11 protein-coding genes are annotated in these 15,229 nt (G+C 57.6%); 2 read left to right on the top strand and 9 right to left on the bottom strand.

Annotated features, from left to right (window positions below; translation table 11 throughout):
* Positions 1-81 precede the first annotated feature (81 nt).
* Both BWP39_RS19595 and rfaE1 read left to right on the top strand, forming a co-directional pair.
* Complete coding sequence (locus BWP39_RS19595) at positions 82-1,185, top strand: AGE family epimerase/isomerase (RefSeq protein WP_170043923.1); 1,104 nt, start codon at positions 82-84, stop codon at positions 1,183-1,185.
* 55 nt (positions 1,186-1,240) lie between these two features.
* Complete coding sequence (gene rfaE1 / locus BWP39_RS19600; protein ID WP_096723208.1) at positions 1,241-2,164, top strand: D-glycero-beta-D-manno-heptose-7-phosphate kinase; 924 nt, start codon at positions 1,241-1,243, stop codon at positions 2,162-2,164.
* Positions 2,165-2,273: 109 nt separating this feature from the next.
* Here the strand turns inward: rfaE1 and BWP39_RS19605 are convergent, their stop codons facing one another.
* From BWP39_RS19605 to BWP39_RS19645, 9 genes are all read right to left on the bottom strand, one after another.
* The gene (locus tag BWP39_RS19605) at positions 2,274-2,879 is read right to left on the bottom strand and encodes a methyltransferase domain-containing protein (RefSeq protein ID WP_096723210.1); all 606 of its coding nucleotides are present in this window, start codon (positions 2,877-2,879) and stop codon (positions 2,274-2,276) included.
* A gap of 195 nt (positions 2,880-3,074) precedes the next feature.
* The gene (locus tag BWP39_RS19610; RefSeq protein WP_096723212.1) at positions 3,075-4,214 is read right to left on the bottom strand and encodes a glycosyltransferase family 4 protein; all 1,140 of its coding nucleotides are present in this window, start codon (positions 4,212-4,214) and stop codon (positions 3,075-3,077) included.
* A 43-nt stretch (positions 4,215-4,257) separates the two neighbouring features.
* Positions 4,258-5,622, bottom strand: a complete 1,365-nt coding sequence (locus tag BWP39_RS19615) for a Wzt carbohydrate-binding domain-containing protein (protein ID WP_133116899.1) — start codon at positions 5,620-5,622, stop codon at positions 4,258-4,260.
* 250 nt (positions 5,623-5,872) lie between these two features.
* Positions 5,873-6,907 (bottom strand): GDP-mannose 4,6-dehydratase, encoded by a 1,035-nt coding sequence (gene gmd / locus BWP39_RS19620; RefSeq protein ID WP_096723216.1) that lies wholly within the window; start codon positions 6,905-6,907, stop codon positions 5,873-5,875.
* A gap of 86 nt (positions 6,908-6,993) precedes the next feature.
* On the bottom strand, positions 6,994-9,903 hold the full coding sequence (locus BWP39_RS19625; RefSeq protein WP_096723218.1) for a glycosyltransferase: 2,910 nt from the start codon (positions 9,901-9,903) through the stop codon (positions 6,994-6,996).
* Entirely contained in the window at positions 9,903-12,347 is a 2,445-nt protein-coding gene (locus tag BWP39_RS19630; RefSeq protein ID WP_096723220.1) for an FkbM family methyltransferase, read from the bottom strand. Before BWP39_RS19630 ends, BWP39_RS19625 begins: the two co-directional genes overlap by 1 nt.
* A gap of 145 nt (positions 12,348-12,492) precedes the next feature.
* Positions 12,493-13,740 carry a glycosyltransferase family 4 protein gene (locus tag BWP39_RS19635; protein WP_207556973.1) on the bottom strand — a complete coding sequence of 416 codons (1,248 nt, stop codon included), beginning with the start codon at positions 13,738-13,740 and terminating at the stop codon, positions 12,493-12,495.
* A 70-nt stretch (positions 13,741-13,810) separates the two neighbouring features.
* On the bottom strand, positions 13,811-14,458 hold the full coding sequence (locus BWP39_RS19640; RefSeq protein ID WP_096723224.1) for an ABC transporter ATP-binding protein: 648 nt from the start codon (positions 14,456-14,458) through the stop codon (positions 13,811-13,813).
* The gene (locus BWP39_RS19645; RefSeq protein WP_207557216.1) at positions 14,455-15,204 is read right to left on the bottom strand and encodes an ABC transporter permease; all 750 of its coding nucleotides are present in this window, start codon (positions 15,202-15,204) and stop codon (positions 14,455-14,457) included. The genes BWP39_RS19640 and BWP39_RS19645 overlap by 4 nt, the downstream gene beginning before the upstream one ends.
* Between the last annotated feature and the right edge of the window lie 25 nt (positions 15,205-15,229).

The raw sequence follows: 15,229 nt of genomic DNA on the forward strand, positions 1-15,229 counted from the left end.
CGTCTCATCGTGGTGAGATGAGTATCTAGTCTCCGGTGTTTTCATCACTCAAACTGATTACGTCGAATGCAAGACCTGGATCTGGTGTCGGGCGCCGCGTTGCGCGACGTGGGTGCATTTCTTAGGGCTCACTATACTGAGTTGATTTTGCCGATCTGGCGCGGACCAGGCTTTAACCCGGAACTGCACCTGCCATTTGAAGCTGTCTCCTCTAGTGATCACAGTCCGTTACCGCCTACCCGCTATAGGGCGATGGCATGCGCAAGGCAGCTTTTTGTGTTTTCGCAGGCCGGCGATCTGAAACATGCAACGCGGTTGTTTGATTCGTTGCGGCGCTATTTCGAAGATCAACAGCACGGTGGCTGGTTTTATAGCGTTGATGCAGACGGCAAACCGAAGGAGTGCAGGAAGGATCTATACACGCACGCATTCGTGATCTTCGCTACGGCAGAATATGCGCGTCAGTCAGGGTCGCATGAGGCCCTGGCAGTACTGGAGCAAACTGCGGAACTTGTTGAAACGCGCTTCGCTGTAGGTGAGCACACACCGGGCCTGCTTAATGCAACGATGTCCGAGGACTTCTCGGTAGTGGTTGATGCGCCGTTGCAGAATCCACTGATGCATCTGACAGAGGCGTGGCTTGCGGCCGGCGCAGCAACCGGGTCCCACGTGTTCGATGAACGCCTTCTGACACTTGCGGGAGCGATTGCACAAACCTTTATCGATCCGACGACCAACTGCATTGCTGAATTGCCGATAGGCAGCCTTGGTAATCGGCTCGAGCCGGGACATCAGTTTGAATGGTATTTCCTGGTGTTCGGCAGCGCGCATCCAGCGTTTGTCACGACCGGGCTTCATGCGTCGCTCACTGAGGCATTCGAGTTTGCGCGCCGATACGGTGTTGACCCTGAGACCGGTGGTGTTTGCGCTGCCGTCGATGCGCAGGGAGAAATGCTTGATGCAACCCAACGCATCTGGGCACAGACCGAGTATTTGCGCGCCCTTGCTACCCACGATTCTGTCGACGATGCGCTGTTGCGACGTGAGATCGTGCGCTTTCGCAACCGTTTCCTGCACCCACAAGGCTGGCATGAGTGTCTGTCGCCGCAAGGCGCCGTTGTGAGGGCGGAACTGCCTTCGACGACTCCTTATCATCTGGCGACGGCTTTCGCGGCACTACCGTGATGTAGCGGCAAGCCGCCCTTGGTTGATAAGTCCTGAACGTATTACGAGCAAGAATATGAGCCTGAATTTCTCGTCTGCCGCTGTCCTCGTTGCCGGCGATGTGATGCTGGATCGCTACTGGTTTGGTGATACCACGCGTATTTCTCCCGAAGCTCCTGTGCCAGTAGTGCATGTATCGAAAGAGCACAGCACTGCAGGCGGTGCGGCGAATGTCGCAGTTAATATTGCGAATCTGGGTGCAACGAGTAGCCTCATTTCCGTGATCGGTACCGATGTGGCGGGACAGGATCTGCTCGATGTCCTGCAGGCGACTCGGGTGCGGTGCGAATTTCTGCGCGACGCGAACTTCCAGACTACGGTGAAACTCCGTGTGCTGGCACGCGGTCAGCAGGTGGTGCGTGCTGATTTCGAACAGAAACCTGATCACGAACTGTTATTGCCAATTGTTGATTTGTTCGCCAAGCAGATTGATGCGCATCAGGCTGTGGTGTTTTCGGATTACGGTAAGGGCGGACTTTCTCATCTGCACGGCATGATGCGCATTGCGCGAGAGCGCGACAAGATTGTACTCATTGATCCCAAGGGCTCGGATTATTCTGCCTATCGAGGGGCGACGTTGCTGACGCCCAATCGAGACGAATTCGCGCAGGTGGCGGGAGCGTGGTTTTCCGAGGCTGAATTTGAGCGGAAGGCGCTTGCGTTGTGTGCGAATCTCGATCTGCATGCATTGCTCGTGACCCGTTCCGAAGAAGGGATGAGTCTCTTCTTCGATGGTCGTCACGTCAGGATCAATGCACAGGCGCGCGAGGTGTACGACGTGTCGGGGGCAGGCGACACGGTGATTGCTACGCTCGCGGTAGCGCTGGCGAATGGTTGTCCGCTCGAGGACGCAGCACACCTTGCCAATCGTGCCGCAGGTGTTGTGGTGGGTAAGGTTGGTACTGCGCCGATCACGCTCGAAGAACTTGTCCGCGCCTAACGGTCATCGAAGTGCCTGGGCTTCGGCGCAGTCGGATGATGTGGAGAGCGGAGCGATGCGCGAGGTCCCATGACCGTCGCGCGAGCTCTGTGACATTAGCTGGATTGTGTTAGTAAACGCCGTCGGGCCTGATTTTTTCGATCACGCATTCAATCTCGTAGGGTCCCTCCGCGTGCTGCTCCAGCGGCAGGCAGAGATCGGCAGGGCGAAATCTTTCGCGTAGGTGGATGATCCGATAAGTACTGCGCGGAATGGAGGATTCGATTTCGTAGAGCAGACGGCTCGCCGTATAGAAGCGTCGATGATCTCCGTTGAACGATGACGGCGGAGTGTCCCGACGCTCGTAGGCGTCCATCAGCGGAACGAACAAGATGAGTGTGCCGTCATATTCCAGAGCCCTCATGCATTCGCGAAGAAAATAGCCATAGTCGGCTATGTGTTCCAGCAGATGCGACGCGTGGATCGTGCCCAGCGAACCGTTTTCGTAGGGAAGATTTCGACCATCGTATCCCGGTGTGTCTATGTCAAGCCCACGCGCTTCCTCGAAAATTGGCGTGGAATCAGCAGCCCCCTTGTAGCCCACGTCGATTACGACGCCAGGGCGGACGAACCGATCCCAGAAACCCTCGGCTGTGCGTTGGTCGAACAGTCGAGTGGGTTCGCCCTGCAATCTACTCGATTTCACCAGCTTGATGCGACGTCTAGAGATGTCCATTTAGTTCGAATGCCATTTTAAGAGGTCGATTCACCCTCTATGCAAAAGAGGGTACTTTTGCGGCCAACTTTTATCTGGGCAGCCTCAACATACGACAGCGGTCTGCGAGAATTCCGTTGAGCGGTTACGCGGGGATTCACTCATGGCCTCGTAGTTTCTCGAGTCTTTGATTCGCCTCGAATATTGTAGCTTGGTCTATGAGGTGACGGTAACGATGGACGTACATGACAACGCACTCATTTGACGATAGACGTCGAGCGTTCGAGCGGCGCAGTCGGCCCAACTGCGTTTCGCGGCAACTGCGAGCCCGCGTGTTCGCGCCTGTTCGCGCCACGCATCGTCATACAGCACCTGCGCAATGCCAGTTTTTAGCAGCTCGTGATCATCCGGTTCGATTAGCCATGCTGCGCCTTCTGCAACTTCCGGTAGCGACGAGCGGTTGGATGTGAGCGACGGGATACCGCTTGCCAGTGCCTCCAGTAGTGGCAGACCGTAACCCTCATAGACCGATGGAAACAGGAACGCGTGTGCGCCGGCGTAGAGCGCTGGCAACAACGTATCGGGCACGAATCCAAGATGGTGCAACCAGCCCTCTTGAACGCCGTGCTCAATCGTAGTCAGCAGATTCTGATTCAACCAGCCATGGCTACCTGCCAGCACGAGTGGATACTGTTTCTTTGTAGCGGCCGGGAGATCGCGGTAGGCAGCTAGCAAGCGATCGATTCGCTTGCGTGGCTCCAGCGTCGATACGCACAGCGCATACCGATCCGGAGTCAGGCCGTATGTGCGTAGCGGCGCGAGCAGATCGGCGTGGGAACGTGGATGGAATTCGGGACTCACGCCGAGGCCCACAACACTGATGCCGGTGCCGGGCCAGTCGAAATAATCGACTACCTCGTCGCGCGTCGCGAATGAATCGGTGATCAAGTGACGCGCGCGGCGCAACGTCGACGCGAAGTGCGTGTCGAAATAACGCAAGCGCTCGTCTGGATGTGTCTCGGGGTACTTGAAGACTGATAGATCGTGGACTGTCACGATACCTTCGTCCACCTCGGGCGGCAGAAAGTAGTTCGGCGAGTGAAACAGGTGTCCGCGTAACCCGCTACGCACGCGCCGTCGCCGTAACCAGCCTGGATCGAACAACCAACGAGGCTTGCGCTGTCGCGGTTGCGGCAGCAGGAGGCTAGCTGGATCGTCGATCCAACGGCTACCGAACAGCAATCGCAGATTGTCCAGTTCTGTGCTGCGATGGAAATGAGTGGCCAATTCCCACGTGTACCTGCCGATGCCAGTGAGCGGAGGTCTAATCGCGTCGACGGCGAGCACCACCTTCATTGCGTGTTCTCTGGCATCGAGGGGAGCGGGCCGCTTCGTCCAGTCATGACGGTAACGACACTGATACGTCGATCGTCGACGCTTCAAAGCCGTTTTCCTCGAACCAGCATACCTGTTCCTGGACTAGAGTCAGAATCAAACGATAGTGTCCTGGTGCTTCCGGCGCAACCACCTGGATGATCGCTGGAACGTCGGACGATGCGGCGAATCCGTCCACGGGGGGCGAGCTTCGCAAGCCTTCGTATAAGTGGACGTCGCCTTGTGCATTCAACCAGTGGTAAGAGAGTTTGACAGGACGGAACACATCACCGAGCCAGCTTTGTCCACTGAGGTTGGTAACCGTCACCGGCAGTGACAAAACCTCCCCGCATGTCAACTGCAACGATACGACCGATGCCTGTAGTGAGCCAGTGTGCTGTGTGATTACGGCACGCTCGAATGCGAGACCGGTGCGTTGAATCGACAACTCCGCCGGCAGATATGCGTAGCCAGCGTGGGCGACGGTCGGGTGGCGGCGTACTTCGAAAGCACACATGCTGTGTTGCCAGAACAACTCGTGCTCGCGGCCGGCGAGGCGTTCTGCAAAGGCAAAACCGGCGGTATACCGTCCACTCGGGAGATCGGCGACCAGATGATGACTGACCCTGTAGGAGCCAGGCGTGACGTGTTTGAATGGCTGCCCGAGCAGCGTGCTGTTAATGCCGAATGCCCAGCGCTGATCAGCGTCGAAAATATGGATACCCATTTCGAGTTCGACGATATCCCGGGTCAGAAGGATCTCAAGATCGAACGTGATCAACGACCCGTGATCGATCTGTTCACCTTCGCGCAGAGCCGCGGAGGCGACGCAAATATCAGGTGTAGTGATGGCTCTCTGTTCGACAGCATCGTAGCGTGCCCATGCGATCGTGGATGCCGGTGCACTTGCGACGCGGGCTCGGTTCGCGATGCGGGCAGAGACGTCCGCATAGAACTGGATATCGAGCCGGTTCAATTGTTCGAGACGGCTGCGCAACACGTCGCTGATCTGGTGGACCTTGGGCCGGCTGCGGGTCACATTGACGTGAGGTAGCCGTTCCGGCGGCGCTATACCGAGCAGCGCACCGAAATCGGCGACGAAGGCGGGCATCTGTTCATACAGTCCAACGACATCGTAGTCGTTGAGCGCGGCATTTGCGGCAGCCAGCTTTTCGCTATCGCTATTCTCGGCGTGCCCGCCGATCCGGCAGAAATGTTCGACATAAGGAGAGCGGATCGAGTCGAGAAATTCAGACGTTGTGTCCTCTCCGTCGGATGCGACGAACCGTTTGGCCCCGTCGATCAGTGTCGTCGTGTTGCGGTCTGGATCGACATTTTTCAGCAGGAAGAAGATCCACGATAACGCGCGATCGATCGGCTCGCGTAGCACTGTGACGTACTGATAGCGTGTATCGAGCGTATCGCCGTTCTGGAAAACGACGTGTGCCGAGATGATCGAGTACGGGCCACCCAGGCGACGGATCAGGTCGCGATGTTCGCCGATCAGGTTTGGAGTGACGCAGCCCGGGCCTAAGGCATTCGCAAGCCATGCGTTGACGGCTTGCCCTGCGGTTTTCTGTAGATGATCGAATATCACCCGGCCAGGGTAGGCTTGAAGTGCCTTCACGATGCGTATCCGTCTAGAAGGAAAAACCGGCTTCGTTTCTGCGGAGATCTGCGTCTACCATCATCTGACAAAGCTGCTCGAGTGTCGTTTTCGGTTCCCAGTCGAGCACGGCACGCGCTTTCTCCGGGTTGCCGATCAGCAGGTCGACCTCGGCGGGGCGATAGAACCTGGCGTTCACGCGGACGAGTGTGCGTCCCGTCTCGCGATCGATACCGACTTCGTGTTCGTTGCGACCTTGCCATTGCAGATCGAATCCGACCGCTTTTCCGGCCAGACTGACGAAATCGCGTACGGTCTCCGCGCGATGGGTGGCCAACACGTAGGTATCCGGCGTTTCTGCTTGCAGCATTTTCCACATGCCCTGCACGTACTCTTTGGCGTAACCCCAGTCCCGCTTTGCATCCAGGTTGCCTAGTTCGAGCACATCTAGTTTGCCGAGTTTGATCTTCGCGATCGCGTCCGTGATCTTGCGTGTGACGAACTCACGGCCGCGCAACGGCGATTCGTGGTTGAACAGGATACCGCTGCAACCAAAGATATCGTAGCTCTCGCGATAGTTGATCGTGATCCAGTGGGCGTAGAGTTTCGCGACCCCATACGGACTGCGGGGATAGAAAGGCGTCGATTCAATTTGCGGAACTGCCTGCACCTTACCGAACATTTCGGATGTGCTCGCCTGATAGAAGCGAACCGCCGGATTGACGATGCGGATTGCTTCCAGCAGGTTGAGCGGGCCGACACCCGTGATTTGCGCGGTGGTGGTCGGTTGCTCGAACGATACACCGACGAAGCTTTGCGCAGCCAGGTTGTAGACCTCAGTGGCTTCGGTCGACTGCAGCAAGCGAATCGAGGCACCGAGATCTGTTAGGTCGTATTCAACGAGATGCAGGTTCGGGTGCGCGGCGATGCCCAATTCCTCAAGTCGCCAGAAATTGACCGAGCTGGTGCGGCGGTAAGTGCCGAAGATCTGGTAGCCCTTAGACAGCAAGAACTCCGCTAGATAGGCCCCATCCTGCCCGGTGATCCCAGTTACGATTGCTTTTTTCATGGCGATTGGTCCGTTTTATTCTCTGTCGAGTAGCGTGCACAGCGTTTTTTCTTGATGCCCGTTCGGGAAGGAGGCGGATGTCGGTGTTACGCCACGGCTGTATCTGCCGTGGCAATGTCGAGACAGAAGCCTCGCACCGCAAGCGCCAGCTCGCGCCGATCGCCATTGCCCGGCGCCTTCGCGTCGGGCAACGAAAACGTCACGGTGTTGGTGCCGACGCGAAGCGTGTCGGCGCGCAACTTCAGTTCGACGTGACTACCTTCCTTGATCTCGTCGAAAGCCGGCAAGCCATTGATGTGGGCAATGACTCGCTGCGGGCCGAGCGTATCGACGATGACGATCACAGTGCCCGCAGGCGCGATGGTTTCGGGACACTCGAACGACATCGAGGCGTTATTGCCATCAGTCCAGCGAAATTGCGGCTCGACGCCGCTGAAGCCGCTCCAGTCGATTAGCATTGACCGATGGTTGAGCAGCTTGCCTGGAGAGATGCAGGTAGCGCTGGGCGCAGGTGTATACCCAGGATGATTGTTAGCGATGGTGACGGAGAGTGCGACCAGGTCGACGTCGCTCGCTTTGGCGATAAGCGGTGCCAGTGCGTCGGTCAATTCCCGCACAATTGAATCCGTGCTTCTGCGTACCGCAAGGGTCGAGCGTTTGTTACGCTGAGTCAGGTCATTCGTCGTCGCACGGCGACCGTCGAGTGCCTCGACGGTCTGTCCGTAGACGTCATCGACCGAGATGCTTGTCAAGCAGAACAGCTCGTGCGGACAATCCTCCCGCCTTGCACCGTGGCATGGTGCGCATTGAGCCTCGCGATGGATCACATAGCTGTCGTTGAACTGAGGTGCCCATTCGGATGTTAGTTCGTGGCCGGAATAAATTCCGATCACCGTCAGTCCAAGGTAGGACGCAAGGTGTGCTCCCCCCGAGTTGTTCGCGATGCAAACAGTATTGCCTGATAGTGATTGGACCAGGGCTGAGAAGTCGAGACCGATCTTGATGTCGAGTTTTTCGTTTTTCTCAAACGCGAATTCGGCGGCCTCGGTACTGTTCGCAAAGTAGAGCTGGATCTGTTTGACATCGGAGTTGTCGGCCAGCCGCTTGACTAGCGCGACGTAGTTCGGCACGGCCCATTCGCGAGACTCACTACCAGCCTTCGGAAACACCGCGACCGTACCCGGAACGGCGTCGCGCTTTGCGCACAGGGCCGGGAGCCGCAGGTAGTCGTTAGGCGACTCAGGAATCGCGTCCACGACCTTCAGCATCTGCCGTGAGATTGACGTCCGGTTGAGTGGCGTTATCCGGAACGGGATGTCCGGATAGGTGCGAATCACGACGTCGAGCCGACTGTCGATCTCCGGATCGAGCGTTTCATAGCCGACCTTGGTGTTGGCTCGAATCCTCGCGAGCACAAATCGCGTGTCAGCCTGCCGGCGGAGATCGACCGCAATGTCGTATTTCGGCAAGCTCTGGAGCAACGTGTCGAATTTCTCCGACGTGATCGACGGCGGTTCCGACGATTTTCGCTTGAAATAGTCGTAGGTATAGATCTGATCGAACAGGCCGAGCTGCTTCGCAATTGGCAGATTCCAGCTTCCGGTGACGATGTCTAGCGTCGCGTGCGGATACCTCGCCTTGAGCTTTGCGAGTGCGGGAATCGCGAGAATGAAGTCACCCATGTGATCGAGCTTCAGCGCCAGAATCCGTTGGGGCCGCGTTTCGAAGAGTGCGGTTCGTTCGACGTTGACGCGTGGTGAGATCGGTGACTTGTTCGCGCGTTCGAAGTCCTGCAATGCGCTGAGTGCGCGTCGAGCGGTTTCATCCCACGAGAATGTCTTGAAATGTGTTCGACCGTGTTCGAGCAAGCGTGCCCGGAATTTCGCGTCGGTAAGCGCCTGCTTGAGTTTCGCGCTGATCTCTGTTACCGAGTAGGGATCGAACAGAGCCTCTTTGAGTCCGATCACTTCCGGCAGGCTCGTAACATTGGCGCCAATGACGGCAGCACCGCATGCCATGGCTTCAAGCGGCGGAAGCCCGAATCCCTCGTGCAGCGACGGGAACACGAACAGCGAGCAAGTGTTGTAGAGCTTCAGCAGGTCATCATCGTGCAGATAGCCGGTGAAGACCATATCGCGGTCGGACAGTCCGTTCTTGCGCGCGGTGCTCTGCAGGTCGCGCACATGGCCCTCCGGCATTTTCCCGGCGAACACTATCTGATGATTCTCTCGTACCTTCCTCGGTAATTGCGCGTAGGCACTCACGAGCCGGTGCAGGTTCTTCGTCGCGTCAGCACCGCCCGTATACATCACGAACGGTTTGTCGATACCTAGCTTCGCCCACGTCTTTCGCCGATCGGTATCCGACAGGTCGAGTTTGCGAAAGAAATCGTCGCATGCGCCGAAGATGTTGACGACATCGCGCTCGCCGACATCGAGCATCTCGAGGGCTTCTCCTCTCGCACTCTCGGAAATAGCGAGCAGCTTCTTGCTGCGCCTGAGCGAGGCGATCTTCCGGTGATACCAGTCCTGATGCAGGGGGCTCGTACGAAAGTGTTCGTCGGGACTGATCAGCGGGATCAGATCGTACAGGACTACCGCGGTCGGAATGGTGTCGTTCAACGCGCCGACGCTGCCCACCGCGTCATCACCGAGACCCTCAAAGAGACTGGTGATCAGGACGACGTCAGGTTGAAGATCAGCGAGAAAAGCTTCGCGGATTTTCTCGGCCATTTCACGGCGCAATGCGTTGGCGGATTGCTCCTCCCGGACCGGTCCGGGAGCGGACCAGACCCGGATATGCCCGGCCGGTAGTAGATCGTCGAATTCACGGCTAATCGCGGCGATGGTGTCAGGGAACAGCCCGTTCAGTACCAGAATGACGTCATGTCTATCGCGATTGCGGACGATAGCTTTGGCGAGCGCGAGCGTATAACGCCCAATACCGCGAAAACGACTACCGGTCTGAGCGCCTTGCATGTCGATAACGATACGCATCAGAGTGCCTCTTTCTTCGTGAGGTTGGTGGTTGCTCGGCTCAGATCCGCATAGATCCGTTTGGCCGAGAGGCTGAGGCCAGATAGGTCGGGAAGCCCCTGCGCCTGGCTTTCTGCATCGGTTTCGCGGTCCTCTTCAACATCGGGTTGTGGCTTGATGTGTGTGGGGTAGCGCGAGAAGCGACCGAGCTCGTTTTCGAGGCGGTTCAGTTGTTGTTCAATGCGCTGTCCGCGTGAGAAAAAGCCCCAGAACCAGTGCTCGACGCGGCGCTGCCGGTCGATCAGGTCGCGTAGCCCCGGCAGCTCTCTTTGGCGCGAGCGCGCTTCGGCCGACGCTGCGATCTGCGCAAGAGCCTTGGCTTTGCCATGCCCGGAACGTAGCCGACGAAGGTAGTAGCGCATGCCTTCCACGTCTGGTTCACGCATCAACAGCACTCGGTAAGTTGCCTCGATGAATGCGACGTCGTGGAGGTCTAGAAGATCGTCAACGTGCTTAATCGTAGTCATTGCGTGTTCCAAACCGATGTGGCCGAAGATAAGAGGGGCAGTGGGGAGCGCATCCGGTGTCGAAGGTGGTGCGACGGTGGAGGGCGTGACGGCTTCAATCGCGACGTCGAGGGCTGCCTCGGTGCGAGCCGGTTGAGTAACGGGGGAGGGTGACGCAATGCGGGCAGCTTTCGGCACTGCGCCGCGTAACCGGCGCAGCGGGGTGGTCAGACGCCATGTTAGCGTTTGGCGCATCCATGCGATTTCCCCCTCAACCGCTGCCGCATAGGCGACCTGCGCGGCGAAGTCGACTCGAAGTGCATCCTGCGCGGCTTGTTCGAGTTCGACCCGACGACGGGTCTCGGCAAGTTGATGTTCGGTCGCCACGTGTGCCGTGCGTTGTTCCTGCAAGGCTATTTGCAATTGATATTCGTGCTCGGCTAGCTGCTGCGCGTGCGCGAGCCCCTCTTGGGTTTGCGCAAGGTGAGCAGCCTCGCGCGCAGCGAGCACCGCATGGGCTTGCGTCAGACGCTCATGTAGCGCTCGTATTTCTTCTTGTAGCGACTGCTCTCGACGTGCCGCGTCGTCGCGCTGTGCGACTAATTGATTGGTGTGCTGAAGCGTCCGCTCGTTGCTCGCTGCTTCGGCTAACTTCAGTGCTTCTGCATGGTCACGTGAAAATTCACGCTCGCGTTGAACGACAGCACGCATCAGCGTGACCGTTTCGTCACCGAGCCGCTGAATATGCTGATTGAGAACACGCTCACGCGCCACGCGATCCTGGCTCAACGTGAGCAACTCCTGCTGCGCTGCGAGCAGTTGCGCAGTGAGTGCGTCGATTGCCAGAGTCCGCTCGGCTATCAGTGCACGCTCGCGTTCCGCATGCTCGTGTCCTTGCTTGACGTGATCTTGTTCGAGGGTGTGCAACGAACGCTTAACGTCATCAAGTTGCTCGCTCAGCGCTTGCTCGCGCTGCAAGATTGATTGCTCGCGCGTCTGAAATGTTTGTGCGGTACGTTCGAATTCCTCCTGGACCGCGAGAAGCGTTTGATCGCGCTCTGCCTTGATTTCATCGATCGTTGCTTGCGCGGACCGGAGCTGTTGGTTCAGTGTGATTTCTTGCTGAACCAGATATGCCTCGCGGCTTGCTGTGCTTTGTTTGGCTCGTTTGTACTCGAGATAGGCGGTCTGTTTCGCCTCCTCGTTGGAGCTACGTATCTGCTGCAATTCGCTGCGGTGGCGTCGCTCGATTAATCTCGTGAACGGGGCATTCGCTGTGCCGTTCAGTTCGAATTCGTCGAACAAATTAGGTGCAACGCGAAACGCTGCGCGCAGTTCGGGATGCTGGACGGAAAGATAGTAGCGGTTGAGGCCGTCGAAGTAGACAGACTCATATCCATAACTGAGCACCAGATCTTCCCAATCCCGATGGGATTCCAGTGTCGTAAGCGGTAACGTGCTTTCGATGACGACAATCCAGGGGCGCGCCGGATGCTGCGCCCATCCTTCGACGACCTGACGCTCAAATCCTTCCACGTCAATCTTGAGCCAGTGGACGTCGTGCTCACCGATCTGCTTGAATACGTCGGCTAGCGTAATGCACGGTACCGTGATCGTGTGCATCGTCAGGCCGTGCTTGCGATGCTGTTCCGCGATGACGTCATCTGCGGTTGACAGTCCCGTCTCCGGCATTACATGGAGGGATAGTGCACCGCTCGTGTTGCTGAGGGCGACCTGCAGAACTATCTCGTCAGGCCGGTCGCGTCTCAGCAAGTCTGCATATGCAGACGTCGGTTCAATGTGCACACCGCGCCAGCCGTGCTCGTAGAACACCTTGCTGACCGAGTCGATGGTTGGATGCTGGGCGCCTACATCAATATAGACACCGTTCTTGATCGCTCCGAGCGCCCGCCAAAGCATGACGTCTTCGAAATTCTGAGCATAGGAGGTAATGCTCATGGTGTACCCACCTGTAAATAGGAATTCAGCATTCGTATTTTCGACAGATTGCAGCACGGATGACGGGGGGCACAACGCTTCGACAATCGGGCGACGAAGGGTGCCGATTCCTGGGTAAGCGCAGCCAGCACGACGGGCACGAGGCTCATGCGATCTCCGCCAGCAGTGTTTTGAGTTGTGTAGAACTGGCCTGCCACGTGAATGCCTGCAGGTCCTGACTTCGGGGCGCGCGACCCGTTTCGAGCAAATCGAGCCACGCATCGATTTGCGGTGCAAGTTCTGTCCCGGTGTTGCCCGAAAAGTACTGGGCATGAGGTCCGGCGACCTCCTTGAACACCGGCAGATCTCGCGCAAAGATCGGCATGCCGTGGTGGCCCGCTTCGACTAGCGGTAGACCGAAGCCCTCGGCTTCGGAAGCCATGATCAACCCCCCGAGCACGCTGTATAGCGTATTGAGGTATTTGTCCTGCACGTTATTTAGCCAAATGAGACGTCGACCGGCTTCCGGGTGGTGGCGCAACCGCTCGACAAGGGCGTCGACGTGCCAGCCTTCTCGCCCGACGATGATCAGTGCGTTGTCGCGCCCTTGCAACCACAGACGCTCGAACGCATCCAGGACTTGTGCATGACCCTTGCGAGGTTCGATGGTGCCAACCATCAAGGCGCAGCGCCGCAGTGAATTTTCGGTCTTGTTCTGCAAGGGGGCGTCGAGGTATGCCGCGTCGACCGGCGAGGGCATCGTGTTTGTGCCCAGATGAAACCAGTTCGCCGGTAACGTCGATTCTTCGATCCCGACGTTCTGGTGCAGCCACGCACGCATATCTGCCGCGACGGCGCGCGAGATGCAAAACAAGGCGTCGGAGTGAACAGATATCGTGCGAAGCCAGCGCTGGAACGACTGACGTGCACGCGGCGTGAACCATTCCGGATGTAGCGCGGGCAACAGGTCGTAAACAATAAATGCAAAGCGTACGCCTTGCGCTTGCCACGTCAGGAAATCCCGTTGCCGGCTCGGCGCGATCCGGCTGTTCAGGTCTAGACCAAGAAAGATGTCGCCGTGTCTTGCCTGGACTGTCGATTTAGAGCTGTGCTCCAAATCGACGCCGAATGACGCGGCGTAGTCGTATGCATACTGGTAGGTCGATTTGCGAGTCGCCCGAATCGGCCGCACGTCAAAGCCAGGAGGGGGCGCGAGAAGCAATTCTTTTAGTAGCGCGCGGACCGTCTGCTGGATTCCGGTGCCCGCATCATGCCCTGCGACAATCGATACATCCACCAGCAATTGACGGCGAGCTGTTGCTTTCTCGAACGGCCGCGTCGGACGCGTGTTTGCTACCGCCTGGCGGGCAGCGCCGATGCAGCGCATGCGACCCGAGATCGCTGCCCATTGCAAAAGCGTAGCCTTGACCTTCCGGTATGCGAGCGTGGCTGGCGTAAGTGTGGCACTCATGGCGTTATCAGGTCTAGCAGGCTTGATAGAACGCGTAGGCGTCGTCGACTTGATCGAACGTGTGCAGTTTGCCCTGCACGAGCACGGCTGCACGATCGCAGTGCTCGCGAATGTAACCAGCATCGTGGCTCACGATGATGAGCGAGCGGTCGCGGCGGCGCTCAAATAACTCATGGTGACACTTCGCGTGGAAGCGACTGTCACCGACGGCGACGATCTCGTCGATCAGGAAGCAGTCAAATTCGATCGCCATCGAAATAGCGAACGCGAGCCGTGCACGCATACCGGCGGAATAGCTTTTCACCGGTTCGCGAAGGTAATAGCCCAACTCGGAGAACTCCTGAACGAACGGTTCAGCGGCTTTCGAGTCGGCGCCATACACCCGGCAGATAAAGCGCAGGTTATCCATGCCCGTCAGGCTGCCTTGGAATGCCCCCCCAAAGGCGAGTGGCCAGGATACGCTCATGCTTCGATGAACTTTTCCAGCGGTCGGCAACTCGGCGCCGCTGATCAGGCGAATCATTGTCGATTTGCCAGCGCCGTTCCGCCCGAGAATGCCAATTTTCTCGCCGGAGTCGATCCGCAAGTTGACTTTATCCAGCACCCGGCGGACACCCTGCCGAGTGTGGTAATCCTTGCAAACATTCTTGAGATCGATCATTCTGGCTCAACCCGTTTGCCTGCATCGCGGACTAGAAAAAGGCCAATGAGCAGCAGCGTCATGTCGAACCAGATCATGTACGTGACGTCGTAATGGGCCTTGACGAGCGATCCGAAGTAGCCGCCGCGCAGCATCTCCGTACCGTGCACCATTGGCAGCAGCAGAACGATTTTCTGAAACTTGGTGGGCAGCCAGTTCACCATAAACACGGCACCCGATAGCGGAAACAACAGATACGCGATCGTGTGCCAAACGCGTTCGATCGTTTCACTGCGCTCACTCAATGCTCCGATCACGAAACCAAGTGCGCTACCGAATACCGCCAGATGAATCCAGCCGCCAATTACGAGTGTGAGGTCCTGCGGTGGCGGCATCAAACCGATGGTGATGAAGAACGCGGTCAGGAACACGAACGACATCGTTGCCCCTGAGATTTCCAGTAGGACCCGTGCCATGAAAAGATCAATCACGCGGACATTACGGTGATATAGCAATGCTTGATTGGGCAGGATCGCCAGCGCACATCGGTTGGCGCAGTTGCGCCATAGAAGGACCGACGAATAGCCAGTGATTGCAAACGACGTGATGGGAAGCGACGAACCGTGCGTCGCTTTCATTGCAGACCATAATCCGAGAACACCGAGCGTGAACATCATCGGCTCGAAGAATACCCAGAGAAAGCCGACGTTGTGCCTACCGTAGCGTGTCAGGATTTCCCGCATCAGCAGCGCGCCAATGACACGCATTTGAATTTGCAGGGATCTCAGGAAT

The sequence above is a fragment of the Paraburkholderia acidicola genome (genome assembly GCF_002362315.1).
GTDB lineage: Bacteria > Pseudomonadota > Gammaproteobacteria > Burkholderiales > Burkholderiaceae > Paraburkholderia > Paraburkholderia acidicola.

What these genes read in the sequence shown, in the direction of transcription:
- rfaE1 (WP_096723208.1), top strand. Translation starts at nt 1,241, where the DNA reads ATGAGCCTGAATTTCTCGTCTGCCGCTGTCCTCGTTGCCGGCGATGTG.
- gmd (WP_096723216.1), bottom strand. Translation starts at nt 6,907, where the DNA reads ATGAAAAAAGCAATCGTAACTGGGATCACCGGGCAGGATGGGGCCTAT.
- BWP39_RS19645 (WP_207557216.1), bottom strand. Translation starts at nt 15,204, where the DNA reads ATGCGTGTCATTGGCGCGCTGCTGATGCGGGAAATCCTGACACGCTAC.
- BWP39_RS19610 (WP_096723212.1), bottom strand. Translation starts at nt 4,214, where the DNA reads ATGAAGGTGGTGCTCGCCGTCGACGCGATTAGACCTCCGCTCACTGGC.
- BWP39_RS19630 (WP_096723220.1), bottom strand. Translation starts at nt 12,347, where the DNA reads ATGAGCATTACCTCCTATGCTCAGAATTTCGAAGACGTCATGCTTTGG.
- BWP39_RS19640 (WP_096723224.1), bottom strand. Translation starts at nt 14,458, where the DNA reads ATGATCGATCTCAAGAATGTTTGCAAGGATTACCACACTCGGCAGGGT.
- BWP39_RS19625 (WP_096723218.1), bottom strand. Translation starts at nt 9,903, where the DNA reads ATGCGTATCGTTATCGACATGCAAGGCGCTCAGACCGGTAGTCGTTTT.
- BWP39_RS19605 (WP_096723210.1), bottom strand. Translation starts at nt 2,879, where the DNA reads ATGGACATCTCTAGACGTCGCATCAAGCTGGTGAAATCGAGTAGATTG.